The 16,518-nt window shown below is 45.9% G+C and carries 17 protein-coding genes and 1 riboswitch; of the genes, 1 reads left to right on the top strand and 16 read right to left on the bottom strand.

The genetic code is table 11. The features are described from left to right. Positions 1 to 32 precede the first annotated feature (32 nt). The 4 genes from MST20_RS00325 to MST20_RS00310 form a co-directional block, all read right to left on the bottom strand. Complete coding sequence (locus tag MST20_RS00325; protein ID WP_145645900.1) at positions 33 to 1,421, bottom strand: L-cystine transporter; 1,389 nt, start codon at positions 1,419 to 1,421, stop codon at positions 33 to 35. A gap of 123 nt (positions 1,422 to 1,544) precedes the next feature. Further along, positions 1,545 to 2,363 carry a MetQ/NlpA family ABC transporter substrate-binding protein gene (locus MST20_RS00320; protein WP_243939273.1) on the bottom strand — a complete coding sequence of 273 codons (819 nt, stop codon included), beginning with the start codon at positions 2,361 to 2,363 and terminating at the stop codon, positions 1,545 to 1,547. A 21-nt stretch (positions 2,364 to 2,384) separates the two neighbouring features. Then, positions 2,385 to 3,035, bottom strand: coding sequence for a methionine ABC transporter permease (locus tag MST20_RS00315; protein ID WP_145645902.1), 651 nt, complete (start codon positions 3,033 to 3,035; stop codon positions 2,385 to 2,387). 2 nt (positions 3,036 to 3,037) lie between these two features. Beyond that, positions 3,038 to 4,039, bottom strand: a complete 1,002-nt coding sequence (locus tag MST20_RS00310) for a methionine ABC transporter ATP-binding protein (protein WP_243939271.1) — start codon at positions 4,037 to 4,039, stop codon at positions 3,038 to 3,040. Between the two features lie 98 nt (positions 4,040 to 4,137). After that, positions 4,138 to 4,251, bottom strand: a riboswitch (SAM riboswitch). Between the two features lie 303 nt (positions 4,252 to 4,554). On the opposite strand from MST20_RS00310, the gene cspB reads away from it, so the two are divergent. Beyond that, on the top strand, positions 4,555 to 4,755 hold the full coding sequence (gene cspB / locus MST20_RS00305; protein ID WP_003155376.1) for a cold shock-like protein CspB: 201 nt from the start codon (positions 4,555 to 4,557) through the stop codon (positions 4,753 to 4,755). A 119-nt stretch (positions 4,756 to 4,874) separates the two neighbouring features. On the opposite strand, the gene MST20_RS00300 is transcribed toward cspB, so the two are convergent. The 12 genes from MST20_RS00300 to MST20_RS00245 all read right to left on the bottom strand — a co-directional run bounded on the left by MST20_RS00300 (position 4,875) and on the right by MST20_RS00245 (position 16,518). Continuing rightward, on the bottom strand, positions 4,875 to 5,816 hold the full coding sequence (locus MST20_RS00300) for an ABC transporter permease (RefSeq protein ID WP_243939269.1): 942 nt from the start codon (positions 5,814 to 5,816) through the stop codon (positions 4,875 to 4,877). Next, on the bottom strand, positions 5,809 to 6,732 hold the full coding sequence (locus MST20_RS00295; RefSeq protein ID WP_243939267.1) for an ABC transporter ATP-binding protein: 924 nt from the start codon (positions 6,730 to 6,732) through the stop codon (positions 5,809 to 5,811). Before MST20_RS00295 ends, MST20_RS00300 begins: the two co-directional genes overlap by 8 nt. Positions 6,733 to 6,751: 19 nt before the next feature. Then, the gene (locus MST20_RS00290) at positions 6,752 to 7,453 is read right to left on the bottom strand and encodes an ABC transporter ATP-binding protein (RefSeq protein WP_243939265.1); all 702 of its coding nucleotides are present in this window, start codon (positions 7,451 to 7,453) and stop codon (positions 6,752 to 6,754) included. After that, positions 7,450 to 7,824, bottom strand: a complete 375-nt coding sequence (locus tag MST20_RS00285) for a GntR family transcriptional regulator (RefSeq protein ID WP_165426480.1) — start codon at positions 7,822 to 7,824, stop codon at positions 7,450 to 7,452. Before MST20_RS00285 ends, MST20_RS00290 begins: the two co-directional genes overlap by 4 nt. A gap of 4 nt (positions 7,825 to 7,828) precedes the next feature. After that, positions 7,829 to 8,596 (bottom strand): hypothetical protein, encoded by a 768-nt coding sequence (locus MST20_RS00280; RefSeq protein WP_243939263.1) that lies wholly within the window; start codon positions 8,594 to 8,596, stop codon positions 7,829 to 7,831. A gap of 132 nt (positions 8,597 to 8,728) precedes the next feature. Continuing rightward, positions 8,729 to 9,061, bottom strand: coding sequence for a hypothetical protein (locus MST20_RS00275; RefSeq protein ID WP_243939261.1), 333 nt, complete (start codon positions 9,059 to 9,061; stop codon positions 8,729 to 8,731). A 13-nt stretch (positions 9,062 to 9,074) separates the two neighbouring features. Then, positions 9,075 to 9,605: an NAD(P)H-dependent oxidoreductase gene (locus tag MST20_RS00270; protein ID WP_075755418.1), complete on the bottom strand. Its 531-nt coding sequence runs from the start codon at positions 9,603 to 9,605 to the stop codon at positions 9,075 to 9,077. Positions 9,606 to 9,622: 17 nt separating this feature from the next. Further along, a complete protein-coding gene (locus MST20_RS00265; RefSeq protein WP_279599701.1) occupies positions 9,623 to 11,221 on the bottom strand; it encodes a DHA2 family efflux MFS transporter permease subunit in 1,599 nt (532 codons plus the stop codon). Positions 11,222 to 11,251: 30 nt separating this feature from the next. Next, positions 11,252 to 11,884, bottom strand: coding sequence for an HlyD family secretion protein (locus MST20_RS00260; RefSeq protein WP_165426476.1), 633 nt, complete (start codon positions 11,882 to 11,884; stop codon positions 11,252 to 11,254). A gap of 307 nt (positions 11,885 to 12,191) precedes the next feature. After that, on the bottom strand, positions 12,192 to 13,358 hold the full coding sequence (gene yhbH, locus MST20_RS00255; protein WP_020450675.1) for a sporulation protein YhbH: 1,167 nt from the start codon (positions 13,356 to 13,358) through the stop codon (positions 12,192 to 12,194). A gap of 167 nt (positions 13,359 to 13,525) precedes the next feature. Further along, positions 13,526 to 15,421 carry a serine/threonine protein kinase PrkA gene (gene prkA / locus MST20_RS00250; RefSeq protein ID WP_165426475.1) on the bottom strand — a complete coding sequence of 632 codons (1,896 nt, stop codon included), beginning with the start codon at positions 15,419 to 15,421 and terminating at the stop codon, positions 13,526 to 13,528. A 395-nt stretch (positions 15,422 to 15,816) separates the two neighbouring features. Then, positions 15,817 to 16,518, bottom strand: coding sequence for a hypothetical protein (locus tag MST20_RS00245; RefSeq protein ID WP_243939259.1), 702 nt, complete (start codon positions 16,516 to 16,518; stop codon positions 15,817 to 15,819).

The following is a 16,518-nucleotide window of genomic DNA, read 5'->3' as shown; positions in this document are numbered from 1 at the left end:
CGAGCGATCAAGCTGTGCGGGCCGTTCTTCTTTTACACTTCTGCTTCAATGATATTAGTACGGTCTTCGTACGTGTTTTTTTCAAGTTCATTTGTTACTTTGCTCGTCACAAGTCCTGACGTCATGCTGCCGCTGACATTAAGAGCCGTACGACCCATGTCGATGAGCGGCTCAACCGAAATCAGCAGTCCGGCAAGCGCTACCGGCATATTTAAGGCCGAAAGGACGAGAAGCGCTGCAAATGTCGCACCTCCGCCGACGCCTGCCACTCCGAAAGAGCTGATCGCAACAACAGCGATAACTGTGAACAAAAATGACGGCTCAAGCGGATTTTGTCCGACAGTCGGTGCAATCATGATCGCGAGCATTGCAGGGTAAATTCCGGCACATCCGTTTTGTCCGATGGACAGTCCGAAGGATCCGGCAAAGTTTGCAATACCTTCGGGAACACCGAGGCTGCGCTGCGTTTTAATGTTGAGCGGCAAAGCGCCTGCGCTTGATCTTGATGTAAACGCGAATACAAGGACCGGAAACGCCTTTTTCAAGTATGTGACAGGATTTAAACCGCTGAATGTAATGAGCAGCAGGTGAATGATGAACATGACGATCAGCGCCGCATATGAAGCGATGACAAATTTGCCGAGCTTGGCAATGCTGTCGAGGTCGCTCGTTGCAATCGTTTTTGTCATGATCGCCAATACACCGTAAGGCGTCAGCCTTAGAATCAATGTCACTACACGCATAATGATCGCATACACGGCATCAACCATCTTTTTGAAAAGCTCAGCTTGTTCAGGCTGTTTTCGATTGACTCCGAGATACGCGATTCCAAGGAAAGCCGCAAAAATAACAACGGCGATCGTTGATGTCGGTCTTGCTCCCGTAAAATCTAAAAACGGATTCCCCGGAAGAAGCTCGACAATTTGCTGCGGAAGTGTTTTGGCTTCCATGTCCTGCGATTTCTGTTCGAGTTCCGCCCCTCTCATTGACTCCGCCTGGCCTTGATCCACATGGACGGCCTGCAGGTCGAAAGCAAGCGCGGACGCGATTCCCACCGCAGCAGCGACAGCTGTCGTCGCGATCAAGAGCCCGATGATCAATCCGCTGATTTTTCCGATATTGTGCGTCAGTTTAAGCTTTGTAAAAGCGCCCAAAATCGAGATGAATACAAGTGGCATAACGATCATCTGCAAAAGCTTCACATAGCCGCCGCCTGCAATATTAAACCAATCAGATGTCTGCGTAATCGTTTCTGAAGACGAACCATATATAAAATGCAAAGCGAACCCAAAAACAATGCCGATTCCCAAAGCGGTAAATACCCGTTTAGAAAAAGAAACATGCTTTTTTTGCATCATATAAAGGAGCGCCATCAGGCCGAGCATGACGATAATATTAATAACAACAAATAATGTCATGATAACAAAAGCACCCCCAGAATTTTTTACATTTAAAAACTATAGTACAACAAACCTGATTGGTCAAGTAGGAATTATCGATGCATTTCAATATATGACCCGGGAATCAATTGCGCGACTGATATTTTATTCGCCGATGTCTTTCAGTGGAACAAAAGTCGGCAGCTGTGCACCGTCAAACTCTTTTTTGATCAATTCAGCGGTATCGTCTGATTGGTACAGCTCGACGATCTTTTTCAAATCTTCACGGTCCCGGTCTTCTGTTCTGGACGCAATAATGTTGATGTACGGTGTCGCTGTTTCGTCTTCCAGTTTAATCGAATCTTTGACAGGGTGAAAGCCGGCGTCAACCGCTATGCCGTTGTTGATAACAGATGCAGCGACATCGGGAAGCACGCGCGGCGTTTGCTCTGCGGCCACCGTTGTGATTTTGAGTTTTTTCGGATTTTCTTTAATCGCATCAAGCGTTCCGTTTCCGTCAAATCCGTCCTTTAATTGAAGAAGGCCGGCGGACTCCAGCAGAAGCAAGGCTCTGCCCATGTTCGTCGCTTCGCTCGGAACTGCGATTTCCGCGCCGTTTGGTATATCGTCAGGCGAATCATACTTCTCGGAATAAATGCCCATCGGAGCGATGATCGTTGTGCCGATCGGCGATAGTTTAAGATTGCGTTCCTTTTTGAATGCATTAAAGTAAGATATCGTCTGAAAAGCGTTGGCGTCTATGTCACCGCCCGCCAAAGCCTGGTTCGGCTGAACATAATCGGAGTATTTGACGATTTCAAGCTTTAAGCCTTCTTTCTCGGCTTTTTTCTTCACAAAGTCCCAGATTCTTGTATCCGTTCCGCTAATGCCGATTTTAATCGTTTTCGCATCAGAGTCTGCCGCACACCCCGCGATCACTCCCGCAAGCAGCAATAAGATCACAACAAATGCAAATTTTTTCATCATAGCCGTCTCCCTCTTTGTTTATCTTCTTCTCAATTTTTTTGACAGAACGTTTCCGGATGTCTGCAATCCCTGCACAACGATGACGAGAATTGCAACCGTGATGATCATCGTCATCGTGTCAAACCTTTGGTAGCCGTATGTGATCGCCAAATCCCCCAGACCTCCGGCGCCTATCGCACCAGCCATCGCCGACGCTCCGACCAATCCGACCGTTGCCACCGTAAAACTCAGCACAAGCGAACCGAGCGCTTCCGGAATCAGAAACCTGAAGATGATCTGCCGCGGAGTCGCTCCCATTGCTTCAGCGGCTTCAATGACTCCCGGATCGACTTCAAGCAGAGAGTTCTCGACGAGCCTTGCGATGTAAGGCCCGGCATAAAAAGTCAGGGGAACAATCGCTGCCGATGTGCCGATGGACGTCCCCACAATCAGCCTTGTCACGGGAATTAAAGCAACCATCAAAATGATAAACGGAACGGACCGGAAAATGTTAATGATCATATTGACAACCGTAAAAACTGCCGGATTTTCAAGCAGATGCCCCTTCCTTGTGACAACCAGCAAAATGCCGAGCGGAATGCCGATCACGCTTGAGAATAAAAGCGAAAAAACCGTCATTTGAATCGTCTGAACGAGTGCGTCAATGATTTGGTCATATGTAACAAGCATGCTTATACCTCCCTGATGCGAATGTTATCTCTGCGTATATATTCGAGCGCCCGCCCGATTTCACCGTCTTCCCCCTGCAGTTCAACCGTCATACTGCCAAACGGAATTCCCTGGAGCTCTGTAATCGTTCCGTGCAGAATGTTGACTTCTACGTCAAATCGCTTTGCCACTTGCGAAAGAAATGGCTTCCCGGAAGATTCGCCGACAAATTGAAGCTGGTAGAGATGCTTCACATTTAATTTTTGAATCGATTCAGGTATTTCGTGGTCGATGGCTGATTTGACAAAGCTTTTCGCCGTTTCGGTTTCCGGCGCGGAAAACACATCAAACACGCTGCCTGATTCAATGATCCTTCCTTTTTCAATGACCGCGACTTTGTCGCAGATTTCTTTTGCCACATTCATTTCATGAGTGATCAACAAAATCGTGATGTTATATTGTTCGTTGACGCGCTTCAGCAACTTCAAAATATCGCCGGTCGTCTGCGGGTCAAGCGCGGATGTCGCTTCATCACAGAGCAGAACCTCCGGATTTGTCGCCAGCGCCCGGGCAATGCCGACGCGCTGCTTTTGGCCGCCCGAAAGCTGATCCGGATAATCGCGGGCTTTATCCTCAAGTCCGACAAAACGGAGAAGTTCCGTCACTTTTTGCTTGATTTCAGCTTTCGGTGTTTTGACAAGCGCGAGCGGCTCAGCGACATTAGCGAAAATCGTCTTTGAATTTAGCAGGTTAAAATGCTGAAACACCATGCCGATCTTCCTTTTTACAGTGCGAATCTCAGCTTTCGACAAGGACATTAAGTCTCTTCCGCCGACGAAAACCTTTCCGGCCGTCGGTTTTTCAAGGAAGTTCACACAGCGGATCAGCGTGCTTTTCCCTGCGCCGCTGAATCCGATGACGCCGTATATTTCCCCTTTATCCACATGAAGGTCGATTCCATTGAGCGCATGGACCTTCTGTCCGCCGCTTTCATAGACCTTTTCAACGCCTTCAAATGTAATCATGATGATCTTCCTCCTCTTTTTGGCTAACAAAAAAGGCTTCCTCTTAAAAAATAAGAAGAAGCCTTAGACGACACGAAGTATAGAGTGGGTCCGCTCTCTTCTTATCTTCCAAGCCCTTACGGCTTGTTGGATGTGGCACAGTATTCCGCTGTATGCAGAACCCGCTGCCGAGGCTTCATAGGGCCAATTCCCTCCGCCTCTCTGAATAAGAAGTGTTGATGCATGAAGTTTTACCTAACTTTACAGCTTCTTTGAAATGTTGTCAATCAGATTTGTGAAAATTTCAAAAACATGCTTTTCAATGCTTTATTTTTCGCCCTGATTATTAAATTTCACTTTTTTTAAAAAAATTGTGTTTAGCAGTTGTAATTTCGCTTAAACACTGGTAAAGTAAAGGTAATTATTTTTGTTCGAACTATCTTTAAGAAGAAAGTTTTGTAAGAGTTTTCGTCTTGGAAGTTTGTTTTAGAGCAAGAATAGTGAATTTAAGCGTTATCGCTTTAGGAGGAAATTTCATGCTAGAAGGTAAAGTAAAATGGTTTAACTCTGAAAAAGGTTTCGGATTCATCGAAGTTGAAGGACAAGACGATGTATTCGTTCATTTCTCTGCTATTCAAGGCGAAGGCTTCAAAACTTTGGAAGAAGGCCAATCTGTATCTTTCGAAATCGTTGAAGGAAACCGCGGACCACAAGCTGCTAACGTAACAAAAGCGTAAGCTGTGAACCGCTGATCTTCATACAGGACTGCTGACCGAATGTCAGCAGTCTTTTTATATTTTATTTAAAAAAGCCTCACGCCCGGAAAACCGGGGTGAGGCTTTTTCGTGAATACCGCTTATGAAGCGATGTCTCTTTTTGTGAATGCCCCAAAGGCGAGCACATGAAAAACGATAAAATAGACAGCCAGCACGACAATCGAGAATCCCAGCGTCATATCTGAAACAAGCGGAGATCCGTCAAAGTATTGAGTGAGATCAGTGTTGGCAAATAAGATGTATTTCACCCATTCAAATTTTGTTGCGAGCAGGTTTGTCACCGTTCCGCCCATTGCCAAAAGGAAAATTGAAATACCTACGGCAAGCGAGCTGTTTTTGAAAACAGCTGAAATCATAAAGGCCATTGTCGCCATCATCAAAAGCGAGATTGAATTCAGCAAATAGCTGCCGGCCAAGTGCAGCAGCAGGCTTTTTTCTTCAACTGTTCCATCGGCGTACGCCAAGTGAACCTGGCTGCCGTCGCCTGCCCCGAATAAAGCAAGGCCTGTGATACCCGCGCTTGCGAACAGAATGAAAAGCAAAGCCAATGCAAAAAGCAGAACTGTAAAATATTTTGCCAGCAAAATTTTAAAGCGGCTGATCGGCCTGATCACAAGCAGCTTCACCGTCCCCCAGCTGAATTCATTCGCAACGATTCCCGCAGCCACCGTGATCACAAACAGACCGAGGAGGGGAATGATGCTGCTCGCGTCGCTGATGAACGACAGGGCCGAATAGTCCCCGTCTTCCGGCAAATCGTGCTTGATTCGATACTCATTAATGGCGGTCGACCGTTCATAGCTTTTTTCAAGTGCCGGATTATTGACCCCTTTAAGTTGTTCTTTCATATCTTTATTTTCCTGCATTAATTCTTTTTTCCAGTCCGGGTTGTGGTCTGTCTCTCCGATCGTCTTTGTGAGAACGCCCAGCCCGATGGCAGATAACAGCAAAATCGCGATCATGACGTATGTGCCTTTTCGATTAAAAATTTTGATCCATTCATTTACGATGAGATTAAACATGCTGAGCTTCCTCCTTATCTGCGGTGATTTCCAGGAACCGGTCTTCCAGCGATTTGTTCACAGCCTTCACTTCATATAGGCGGACACCGCTGTCTGTTAAGTGTTTGATCAAATCAGGCACTTCATCCTTTTGAAGGCTGAGCTCTATCCCGCCTTCCGCTTCGTCAACCTTCATCTTTCTGAAAGCAGCCGCTTCCCGCATCAGAGCCTGATTGTCATCCGCTTGAAGATAATAGCGCTTCTTTTCATCCCGAGCGGATCCGTGCACATGCTGAATATCCCGGAGCTTTCCGTTCTGGATAATGGCTATCCTGTCGCACATCAGCTCCATTTCTGAAAGCAGGTGGCTTGAAACGATGACCGCCATACCTCTTTCTCTCGTCAGCTTTCTTAAATGATCGCGGATTTCCCGGATACCGGCCGGATCAAGCCCGTTCGTCGGCTCATCGAGAATCAAGAGCTTCGGATCGTGCAAAAGGCTTTGGGCTAGGCCAAGCCTTTGTCTCATTCCTAAAGAATACGTTTTGACCTTATCGTTGATCCTGTTTTTTAATCCGACAAGCTCGACGATTTCGTCAATTTTCTGTTTCGTCACGCCTTTCGTCATGCGCGCGTATTGCTGAAGGTTTTGGTAGCCCGTTAAAAATTTATACAGTTCCGGATTTTCAACGATCGCTCCGATATGCCGTGCAGCCTTTTCAAAATTTTCTTTTACGCTGACACCGCACACGGCGATTTCACCGGCGGTGATGTTCATATGCCCGACAATCATCCGGATCGTCGTCGTTTTTCCGGCGCCGTTCGGACCCAGGAAGCCGAAAATCTCGCCTGCCTGCACGTCAAAGCTCAAGCCGTCGATGATCTTTTTCCCCCTGATCGTTTTTGATACATTTTTTAATTCTAAAAGTGTTTCCACTGTTTCTCCTCCCGCCTTTTCAATCTTTTTCTTCGATAAACCGTTTCAGCCATTCCAAAAGCGACATTCCGGATTCCTCGCGCAGCTGTTCGACATCCTTTTTTTCTTCAATTCGGCCATTTAAGACGACGACGACCTCATCCAAAATTTGTTCAATTTCATGAATCTCATGGGTGGCGATGACGATCGTCTGCTTATCAAGCTCCAAATATGTAAGAAGGCTTTTGACGATCGACTCTCTCACCATCGGATCAAGACCGGAAAAAGGCTCATCGAGCAGTACGACGGCTGCATCGCGCGCCAATGTGAGCGCGAGCTTCAGCCTGCCCCGGTTGCCTTTGGAAAGCTTGCCGATTTTTTTATCCCTGTCGATTTTCATGTCCTTTAACAGGTCCCACGCTTTATTTATACGGAAATCGGAAAACTGGGTTTCATAAAAGTGAATCATATCCTTGACGCGAAATGGATCGTAGAACATATCAAGCTCTGTTAAATAGGCAATGTTCTTCATCTCCTTTCTGGCTGCCGGCCGTCCCCCGATCAGCACCGAGCCCGAATCCGGAAACGAGAGCCCTGTGATCAGCTTCAAGATCGTAGATTTGCCGCTGCCGTTCGGTCCTGTCAACCCGTAAATTTTCCCGGGAGAAAGAGACAGATCGGCCTCTTTGAGCGCATACTCTTTGCCAAACTTCTTCGTGACGTTTTTCAGCTCAATCTTCATTTGGGATCTCCTTTCTGAAGAAAACGGTCAAGTTCTGACAACATGTCTTGTTTAGACAAGCCAAGCTCTTCCATGCTCTGGACAAATTGCCCGATAACTTCCGATCTCATTTCCCGCTTTAAATCATCGATGACTTCCGTATGTTCAACAACAAAGGTGCCCTGTCCCCTTCTGGTTTCCACCACGCCCATCCTTTCCATTTCATTGTAGGTTCTTTGAATCGTATTCGGATTTACTTGCGTCTGAACAGCCAGCTCACGGACCGACGGCAATTTTTCTCCCGGCTTGATCTCTCCGCGGATCATTTTTTTAAAGAGCTGTTCGGCTATTTGCCTATAGATCGGCTTTGAAGCAGAAAATTCATTTGCCATTCTTTTACACCTCAACTCTTCTGTTCAGTAATTTGCAGGAAAGATAGAAGAGACAGACGCCTAAGACTGTGTAATACACCAGGAGAATACCCGGTAAATCAACTTGAGAAAATGTAACAGTCCATCCTGAATGTTCGTAATGAAGTTTGAATTCAGCTGTTAAAGAAATGCTCCAGAATTTCTGCAATTTCTGGAATAAGCCGCTCTCGATGAACAGCGCCTCGATGAATCCGTAAGCACTGTAGATTAGCAAGGGAATGATCCAGCGGATTTTTTTGATAGCCGGATATTTTCTGAGCGCTTCATATATCGTCCACAGAAACATCACCCATGTGGAAAAACTGATGGAGCCTAAAAAGACAGCGATATTGACGAGAAGCAAATCTGACACGGAAAACAGACCGGCGCTGCTGGAGAGCAGAACGCTTCTGACAATCAGTCCGAAAATGAATAAAACAGCGTGGGAAATCAATTGGTATACGGCAGCTGAAGCAAGCTTTGACAGCAGCAATAACGCACTGTTGTTCGGATTATATAACCAAAGCTGCGTCTTCCCTTCCAGACGGAGCTGAGCAAGGATCATTAAAGGACAAAACAGGCTATGAAATAATAAAATGGTCACTAGCGCCCCAAAAAGAGCCATTGATTCGCCTGTATAATGAGCAAACCAAAAGCTTGCAATAATCGCACAAATCATGCACAGCATCCAAACCAAAAACCAAAATCTTGCCATGAGAAAGTCTTTTTTAAATAAACCGCTGAAAGATCGCAAAACATATCCTCCTCTAGTCACTGTATCGGTGTACTACGACAATAGTACACTGATACAAAGAAAATCGCAATCAATATTTCAAAAAAAATGCAAATAAAAAAGCAAACCCGCTGGTTCCCAGCGAATTTGCCTTTAATCCTGTTCCCGTTTTTTCATGGATTTTAATGCTTTTCGGTAATCCATATCGTCCATTTCCGTCTTCTCGGGTTGTTTTTTTTCCTCTTTTGGCTGTTGAAGTTTTTGCAGGATCGCCCGATAGGTTTGATCATTCATTTCGAACGGATCTTGCTGAGCGGCTTCAACTTGCTGAGGCGCTTCTTCTTCTTGAACATGAGGAATGTCAGCTTCAGCTGCCGCGTGATCCTCATGTTCGGGTTTATCCTGTGAAGACGCCGACCGCACATTAAATACCACCAGACCGATAATGACGAGGACAGCAGCGATGATGGTCAAGATAATGGTCATGTCAAATCGCTCCTCACTGTCCTGCTGTAAAGCGGTCTGTCACTTGGGCGACGCGTCTGCCTAAAGCCCGGCCCAGCTCCAGGCCTTCTTCGCCGATCAATTCGTCACTGTCGACAGGACACGTGATGCCTGCACCGTAATAAGACCCGTATAAAGCATTTTCAGGTACATTTCCAGGCAAGCCGACGACCATCATGCCTTGATGAAGCATCGGTGTTATTAAGTTGAGCATTGTCGCTTCAAGACCGCCGTGGGTCGTCGCTGTTGTGCAGAAGACTGCGCCGACCTTATTGATCAGCTTGCCTTCCGCCCAAAGGTAGCCCAGCCTGTCGATCCAAGTTTTTAATCCGGAACTGATTGTACCGAAATGGCCCGGGCAGCCCCAGATGATAGCGTCCATTTCTTCGAGCTTTCTGATATCCGCCTGGCTGACATGATCGATCAGCACGTCTGCAGCCTCATGTTCCCCTGCGCCTTCTGCAATGGCTTCAGCCAGCTTTTTCGTATGCTCGCCTTCACTGTCGTACACAACATAAATTTTCATGTCAGAACCTCCTCATTTTAAGATTCTTTCGCTTCTTTAGGAGCCGGAAGCAATGTCAGCTCCTCCACCTTGTTCTTCCTGCGCAGCTTGTCTTTTCTGACATCTCTCAAAAACAGGCTGAGAACAAGACCGATGACACAGAACCCGGCCGCCCACATAAATGCGTCATTGATACCCATGACATTCGAGTTGAGCTGGGCCTGTCCGGTCAAATATTTCACGACATATTGTTGTGCTTGTTCAAGAGATATATGCATCGATTGCGCTGTTGACTGAATGGTTGACTGCAATGTGCTCATAAATGACGGATCAGCCGTATTTGTCTGATCGGCCATTGATGCATAGTGGAATGTCGTGCGATTTGTATAAATCGTCGTGATCAAGCTCGTTCCGATCGAACCGCTGATTTGGCGAAGCGTATTCGACATCGCCGTTCCGTGGCTGTTTAAATGCTGCGGAAGCTGGTTCATGCCGGCAGTCATGATCGGCATCATCAACATGGACATCCCAAACGCCCGAATCGCATAGATCAACACGATATGCATATACGGTGTATCGATCGTAAGCGTCGTAAATTCGTAGGTCGTCACAACAGTGATCAATAATCCGACAATCGCCAGCGGCCTTGGGCCGACTTTATCAAATAAAATTCCTGAGATCGGCGACATCACAAGCATGACGAGTGCGCCCGGCAGCATCAGAAGCCCCGACTGAAGCGCTGTAAAGCCGACCAGGTTTTGCAAATAAATCGGAATCAGGAACATTCCGGCATACAAAGCAACTGTAATGATGGCGTTGATCACGCTTGACAGTGAGAACATATCGTATTTGAACACTCTGAAGTCAAGCATCGGCTCTTTCGATTTCAACTGCTGGATGATAAAAGCGGCAATGCCGATCACACCGATCACAACTGTGGAAAGTACGAGCGGATCATCCCAGCCGTCTGATCCGGCTTCACTCACACCATACAGCAACGCCGCAAATCCGACAATTGAAAGAATCGCGCCTGCTGTGTCCAATTTGATTTTTTTAGGTTCCGTCATATTTTTAAATAGGAAAAAACCGAAAATGATGACGATCACACCAACCGGCACAAGGCCGTAAAACATGATCCGCCAGCTGTAGTTTTCAATGACCCAGCCGGATAGCGTCGGACCGACAGCAGGAGCAAACATCATCGCAAGCCCGAAGATTCCCATTCCTTTCCCGCGGCTTTCCGGAGGAAAGATAAAGAGAATCGTGGTCATGACCAAAGGCTGAAGTATGCCCCCGCCGACTGCCTGAATGAGGCGTCCGGTTAACATAGTCGAGAAATTAGGCGCAATTCCGCATATCAGCGTTCCGGCCGTAAACAGCAGCATCGCCGTTAAAAACAGGCTCCGTCCGCCGAACCGCATAATCAGGAAGGCTGATAAAGGAATCAAAACGCCGTTGACAAGCATATATCCGGTTGTCAACCATTGAATCGTTGTGGCGCTCACATTGAACTCTGTCATGAGATGAGGCATCGCCACATTCAGTAGCGTTTGGTTTAAAATGGCCAGAAACAAACCGCCCATTAAAATGATGAGCAGTGACATATTTCCTTTTTTCTGAGAAGCCACTGATGACATCCTCCTTTCGCTCGTTTTTATTTCCCACGGTTATTTTGAAATTTTCACGGATGCGTTCATTCCCGGCAGCACTTTGTCAGACGGGTTTTTGATTGAAATTTTCACAGGTACTTTCTGTGTCACTTTCGTGTAGTTTCCGCTTGAATTGCTTTGAGAAAGCAAGTCAAATGTTGAGTTTGTCGCATAGCCGATTTCTTCGACATTTCCTTCAAATGTAGTGCCTGAATCACCGTCAACGACGATATCGACTTTGTCCCCTTTTTCGATGTCTTTCAGGTCGTTTTCTTCAATGTTAGCTGTAATGTACAGATGATCCATGTCGATTGTTTTCGCAAGCGTTTGACCGGCTTGTACGATCTGGCCTTCTTTCGCTTCGTTTTTCACAATCGTACCGTCCATGATCGACTTCACGTCAACCGTTTGTTCCCCTTTGATTTTCGCTGCTTTTTCGTCCTTTGAAACTTTTGATCCTTCTTTCAAATCCCAATCTGCGAGCTTCCCTGAAGCAGGCGCCGTAATGTCGGCCATCTCACCTGTCACGTGTGCTTCGTCGGTTTTCACATAGCTGATGCTGTCATAATAGAAATACGCACCTCCTGCTAAGATGGCAAGCACGATGATGAGTCCGATAATGTTCGTCGCAATTAAACGTCCTTTGCTCATGTTTATTTCTCCTTTCATATCCTTTTATTTTGGATGAAGCCGGTTTGCTCGGCTCCCTCGGGTTTTGTTTTTCCTATTTCCTGCCCAGCAACTTGCGGGACGTGTACTGAAAAAGTTGTTCAAAACTGAGCAAGAAAGATCGGAAGCGGTAAATTTGTTTTTACCTCTGTACAACAAAATAAATAGTTAACAAGATTAAATATTAGTTAAAGTAATAAAGAATGTCAATAACCTTGCACTTAAAATTTTGATTTAAATATTTTCCAAACAAAAAACCTCCGGGAGCGGAGGTTTCATTCGCATGTTTTCATGTATATTGATGCCGTTCTTCATTGCTGAAGAAGCTCTTCAGAGCCTGAAAAACATCGGCTTTCTGTTTCAGCACATAATACTTGAATTTTTCATTTTTAATATTTTTGTAGGCTGACATTAATGTTGAATGTCTGTTGTACTGGTTGACTTCGCCATAGCAAAATATATTCGCTTTTTCCATAATCTCGCCGACAAGCTTAACGCACCGCGCATTGTCGGATGTCAAATTATCGCCGTCCGAAAAATGAAACGGATAAATGTTATAGCGTGTCGGATGGTATTTGTCTTCGATCAGTTCGAGGGATTTGCGGTATACAGATGAACAAATCGTGCCCCCGCTTTCCCCTTTCGAAAAGAAATCTTCTTCTGATACCACTTTGGCTTCAGTATGATGGGCGATAAACTCGATATCGACCGTTTCATACTTTGTCCGTAAAAAACGTGTCATCCAAAAGAAAAAGCTTCGCGCCATATATTTTTCCCAAACGCCCATTGATCCGCTCGTATCCATCATTGCGAGCACAACGGCTTTTGATTCCGGCTTGACGGAGTCATTCCACGTTTTAAATTTTAAATCTTCGGGGTAGATCGGGTAAAATGAAGGTTTTCCCGTCATTGCATTTCGCTTAAAAGCGCTGAGCATCGTTCTTTTCTTATCGATATTACCGGTCAAACCCGTTTTGCGGATATCGTTGAACTCAATATCTTCGACAACGATATCATCGCGTTCTTTCTGTTCTAAATTCGGCAGTTCCATTTCGCTGAAGAGCGCCTCTTCCAAATCGATGAGCGAAACTTCCGCTTCATAATAATCTTCGCCGGCCTGGTCGCCTGCTCCCTGGCCTTTGCCGGCGCCCCGTTTATCCGAACCGTCCCTTGCGACGATATCTCCGACCTCGCTGTCGCCGTCTCCCTGGCCGGCATGTTTATTTTTATCATAGTTATAGCGGATTTTATACTCATCTAACGATCGAATCGGAATTTTGACAACATCTTTGCCGTTGGACATAATGATGCTTTCTTCTGTAATCAGGTCAGGCAGATTGTTTTTGATCGCGTCCTGCACCTTTTTCTGGTGACGCTGTTGGTCATCATACCCTTTTCGGTGGAGGGACCAGTCTTCCTGAGAAATAATAAAATGGCCATTGTCTTTATGGGACATGAATTCCCCTCCTTATTAATAATCCCCTTAAATGGCTTCGGTTTATAGCCCTGCGGATGCAAGTCTAAAAATGGTTATTGTTATCTTATGCAGATCCAAATAACTTTTGACAAACAATTTTGAAAATGGGACAAAAGGACCCGCCCTTCTCCGGACGGGTCTTCAAGTTACCGGTTTAATAAACTTCCTACATATTTTAAAAGTTCGTTTGCGCTTGTCGAGTTATAGCCGTGCTCATCAATGAGACGGGCGACGACCTCGTTGATTTTCTTGAGCTGCTGTTCGTCCGGCGTTTTTGTCGATGTCGTGATTTTGACAACATCTTTCAAGTCTGCAAACAGCTTTTTCTGAATGGCTTCTCTGAGCCGCTCATGCGAATTATAATCAAACCGTTTCCCTTTTCTTGCATAGGCAGAAATACGAATAAGAATTTCTTCGCGGAATGCCTTTTTCGCATTTTCGGAAATGCCGATTTGTTCTTCGATTGACCTCATCAGCTTTTCATCCGGGTTCATTTCTTCTCCCGTCAGCGGATCGCGAAGCTTAATTTTATTGCAGTACGCTTCGACATTATCAAGATAATTGTCCATCAGCGTTTTCGCAGATTCCTCATAAGAGTACACAAACGCTTTTTGGACTTCTTTCTTCGCCATTTCGTCGTATTCTTTTCTGGCGGCGGAAATAAAGTTCAAATAACGCTCGCGGTCTTCTGCCGAAATCGACGGATGCTGGCTAAGTCCTTCTTTTAAAGAACGGAGGACATCGAGCGCATTGATCGATTCCATGTTTTTGCGGATGATCGTCGACGAGATCCGGTTGATGACATAACGCGGATCGATTCCGCTCATTCCTTCGTCAGTGTATTCTTTTTTTAAATCCTCGACATCGACTGAATTGTAGCCTTCAACACTCTCTCCGTCATACAGCCTCATTTTTTTGACAAGATCAATGTCTGACCGCTTCGGCTCTTTCAGCCTCGTCAAAATTGAAAACATCGCGGCCACTTTTAGTGTGTGCGGCGCAATATGAACATCAGACACATCGCTTTCAGCAATCATTTTTTCATAAATTCTTTCTTCTTCTGAAACTTTTAAATTATATGGAATCGGCATGACGATAATCCGCGAATGGAGCGCTTCGTTTTTCTTATTGGATATAAATGAACGGTATTCGGTTTCATTCGTGTGGGCTACGATCAATTCATCCGCTGAGATGAGCGCGAACCGGCCCGCTTTGAAATTCCCTTCCTGGGTAAGCGATAAAAGATGCCAGAGGAATTTTTCATCGCATTTCAGCATTTCCTGAAATTCCATCATTCCTCTGTTCGCTTTGTTTAATTCTCCGTCGAACCGGTATGCGCGCGGATCGGATTCCGATCCGTATTCGGCAATCGTCGAAAAATCAATGCTTCCCGTCAGATCGGCGATATCCTGCGATTTAGGGTCCGACGGACTGAACGTGCCGATCCCCGTCCGTTTATCCTCTGAAAAAAAGATTCTTTCAACCTTCACGTCTTCTATTCTTCCGCCGTATTCCTGTTCCAGCCTCATCATGTTCAACGGGGACAGGTTGCCTTGAATGCGGATGCCGTATTCATTGTAAAAATCGTCCCGCAGATGCTGAGGAATTAGATGAAGCGGATCTTCATGCATTGGGCAGCCCTGAATCGCGTAGACAGCCCCTTCATCTGTAAGAGAGTATGCTTCAAGCCCCCTTTTCAGCATGGTGACCAAAGTCGACTTTCCCCCGCTGACAGGTCCCATCAAAAGCAGGATTCTTTTTCTGACATCAAGGCGCTTCGCGGCCGGATGAAAGTATTCTTCAACAAGGCGTTCCAATGGCTCTTCAAGACCAAACAGCTCTTTGTCAAAGAAGCTGTATACCTTTTTCCCGTCTTTCTCTTCAATGCCGCTGTCTTTAATCATATTGTAAACGCGGGAATGAGCAGATTGCGCGACAGTCGGATTTTCTTTTACGATTTCCAAATATTCAGCGAAGGTTCCTTCCCATTGCAGACGCTGCTCTTCCTCTCTATACTGTTCAATCTTTTTCAATATATCCATAAGAACCTCCTATATGATGATAAATGCAAGGTGCCAAGTGAATCACTGTTACATTCACTCTATGCGGAGATGTCCCTTTAGATGCTTTTCTAAGAAAAATGAAATGTACTTTCCTCGAATTGACAAGGATGGAGCAAACCATTCATAATAAGAGCAGAAAAGTTCCGTCCGCAAGTGCTCCTGCGGTACGGCTGACCGCATCGGTGCAGATGACAACAAGGGAATAAGGATGAGGAGGGATTTTAATGAGAACGTTGATTATGATGGGGGTCATCCTCGCGTTCCTCGTATCCATTTTTACTGCCGGATACGAAAGCAAATCCGGCAAATAAAATTCAAAAGAAAAAGGATGGCTCACTTTTGAAGCCATCCTTTTTTCATAACATAACACTGTTTTATTCTTGTTGATCTTCATTCACTTCAGACTTAGGAGATACCCGGTAGCTGCTTTTGTATTCAACTTTCTCAATCTTGCATCCGGGTCCTATATGCACGCGGTTTCCCCTGACCATGCGGGCCTTCGTGTTTTCCAGGTAAATATCGTCTCCTTCAATTGTCCCTGCCGAAAGAAAACCTCCGTTTCTATTAAACAAGAGCCCGCGTTTTTTGACGACCTTAATATGCGTGCCGCCGATATCGCCAATCGAACTGTTTCCGAACTTTAAGCCGATGTCAATCGCGCCGGCGTTCAGCAGACCCTTTACATCCAGGCTGCCCGTCAGTGTAAAATCCTCTGCCTCACAATCGCCTCTTACGTTCAGCGCGCCTTTGACATCGAACGTTTCAGCCGCCATATTTCCCCCGATATTGATGATGCCTTTTACGGCTGCATCGCTGATGTCGGCGTCCTCAGAAACATCCGCCGTCCCGTACACTCTGGCTTTGTCGGCTTTCAGCCTCCCCCTGATCTCTGTTTCCCCGTGTACACTAAAGCTTTTGATTGTCGCATCGCCTGACAGTTCGCTTGTACCGTGTGTACTGAATTTTTCACATTCAATGTTTCCTGTGATCGTTCCTTCACCTCTGATGAGAACATGATGGAATGATCCGCCTCCGGCATTACCGGAGCCGTGTATTTTCAAGTCGTGTTTCTTCAT

Source organism: Bacillus sp. B19-2 (assembly GCF_022832475.1).
Lineage (GTDB): Bacteria > Bacillota > Bacilli > Bacillales > Bacillaceae > Bacillus > Bacillus paralicheniformis.
Note: the sequence above shows the minus strand (reverse complement) of the source record. Positions and strands in the feature narration are given on the sequence as shown.

Excerpts from the sequence above, each read along its gene's own strand:
- MST20_RS00310 (WP_243939271.1), bottom strand. The coding sequence starts at position 4,039 with ATGATTACATTTGAAGGCGTTGAAAAGGTCTATGAAAGCGGCGGACAG.
- MST20_RS00265 (WP_279599701.1), bottom strand. The coding sequence starts at position 11,221 with ATGTCATCAGTGGCTTCTCAGAAAAAAGGAAATATGTCACTGCTCATC.
- MST20_RS00320 (WP_243939273.1), bottom strand. The coding sequence starts at position 2,363 with ATGAAAAAATTTGCATTTGTTGTGATCTTATTGCTGCTTGCGGGAGTG.
- MST20_RS00245 (WP_243939259.1), bottom strand. The coding sequence starts at position 16,518 with ATGAAGAAACACGACTTGAAAATACACGGCTCCGGTAATGCCGGAGGC.
- cspB (WP_003155376.1), top strand. The coding sequence starts at position 4,555 with ATGCTAGAAGGTAAAGTAAAATGGTTTAACTCTGAAAAAGGTTTCGGA.
- MST20_RS00300 (WP_243939269.1), bottom strand. The coding sequence starts at position 5,816 with ATGTTTAATCTCATCGTAAATGAATGGATCAAAATTTTTAATCGAAAA.
- yhbH (WP_020450675.1), bottom strand. The coding sequence starts at position 13,358 with ATGTCCCATAAAGACAATGGCCATTTTATTATTTCTCAGGAAGACTGG.
- MST20_RS00270 (WP_075755418.1), bottom strand. The coding sequence starts at position 9,605 with ATGAAAATTTATGTTGTGTACGACAGTGAAGGCGAGCATACGAAAAAG.
- MST20_RS00285 (WP_165426480.1), bottom strand. The coding sequence starts at position 7,824 with ATGGCAAATGAATTTTCTGCTTCAAAGCCGATCTATAGGCAAATAGCC.
- prkA (WP_165426475.1), bottom strand. The coding sequence starts at position 15,421 with ATGGATATATTGAAAAAGATTGAACAGTATAGAGAGGAAGAGCAGCGT.
- MST20_RS00275 (WP_243939261.1), bottom strand. The coding sequence starts at position 9,061 with ATGACCATTATCTTGACCATCATCGCTGCTGTCCTCGTCATTATCGGT.
- MST20_RS00315 (WP_145645902.1), bottom strand. The coding sequence starts at position 3,035 with ATGCTTGTTACATATGACCAAATCATTGACGCACTCGTTCAGACGATT.
- MST20_RS00260 (WP_165426476.1), bottom strand. The coding sequence starts at position 11,884 with ATGAGCAAAGGACGTTTAATTGCGACGAACATTATCGGACTCATCATC.
- MST20_RS00290 (WP_243939265.1), bottom strand. The coding sequence starts at position 7,453 with ATGAAGATTGAGCTGAAAAACGTCACGAAGAAGTTTGGCAAAGAGTAT.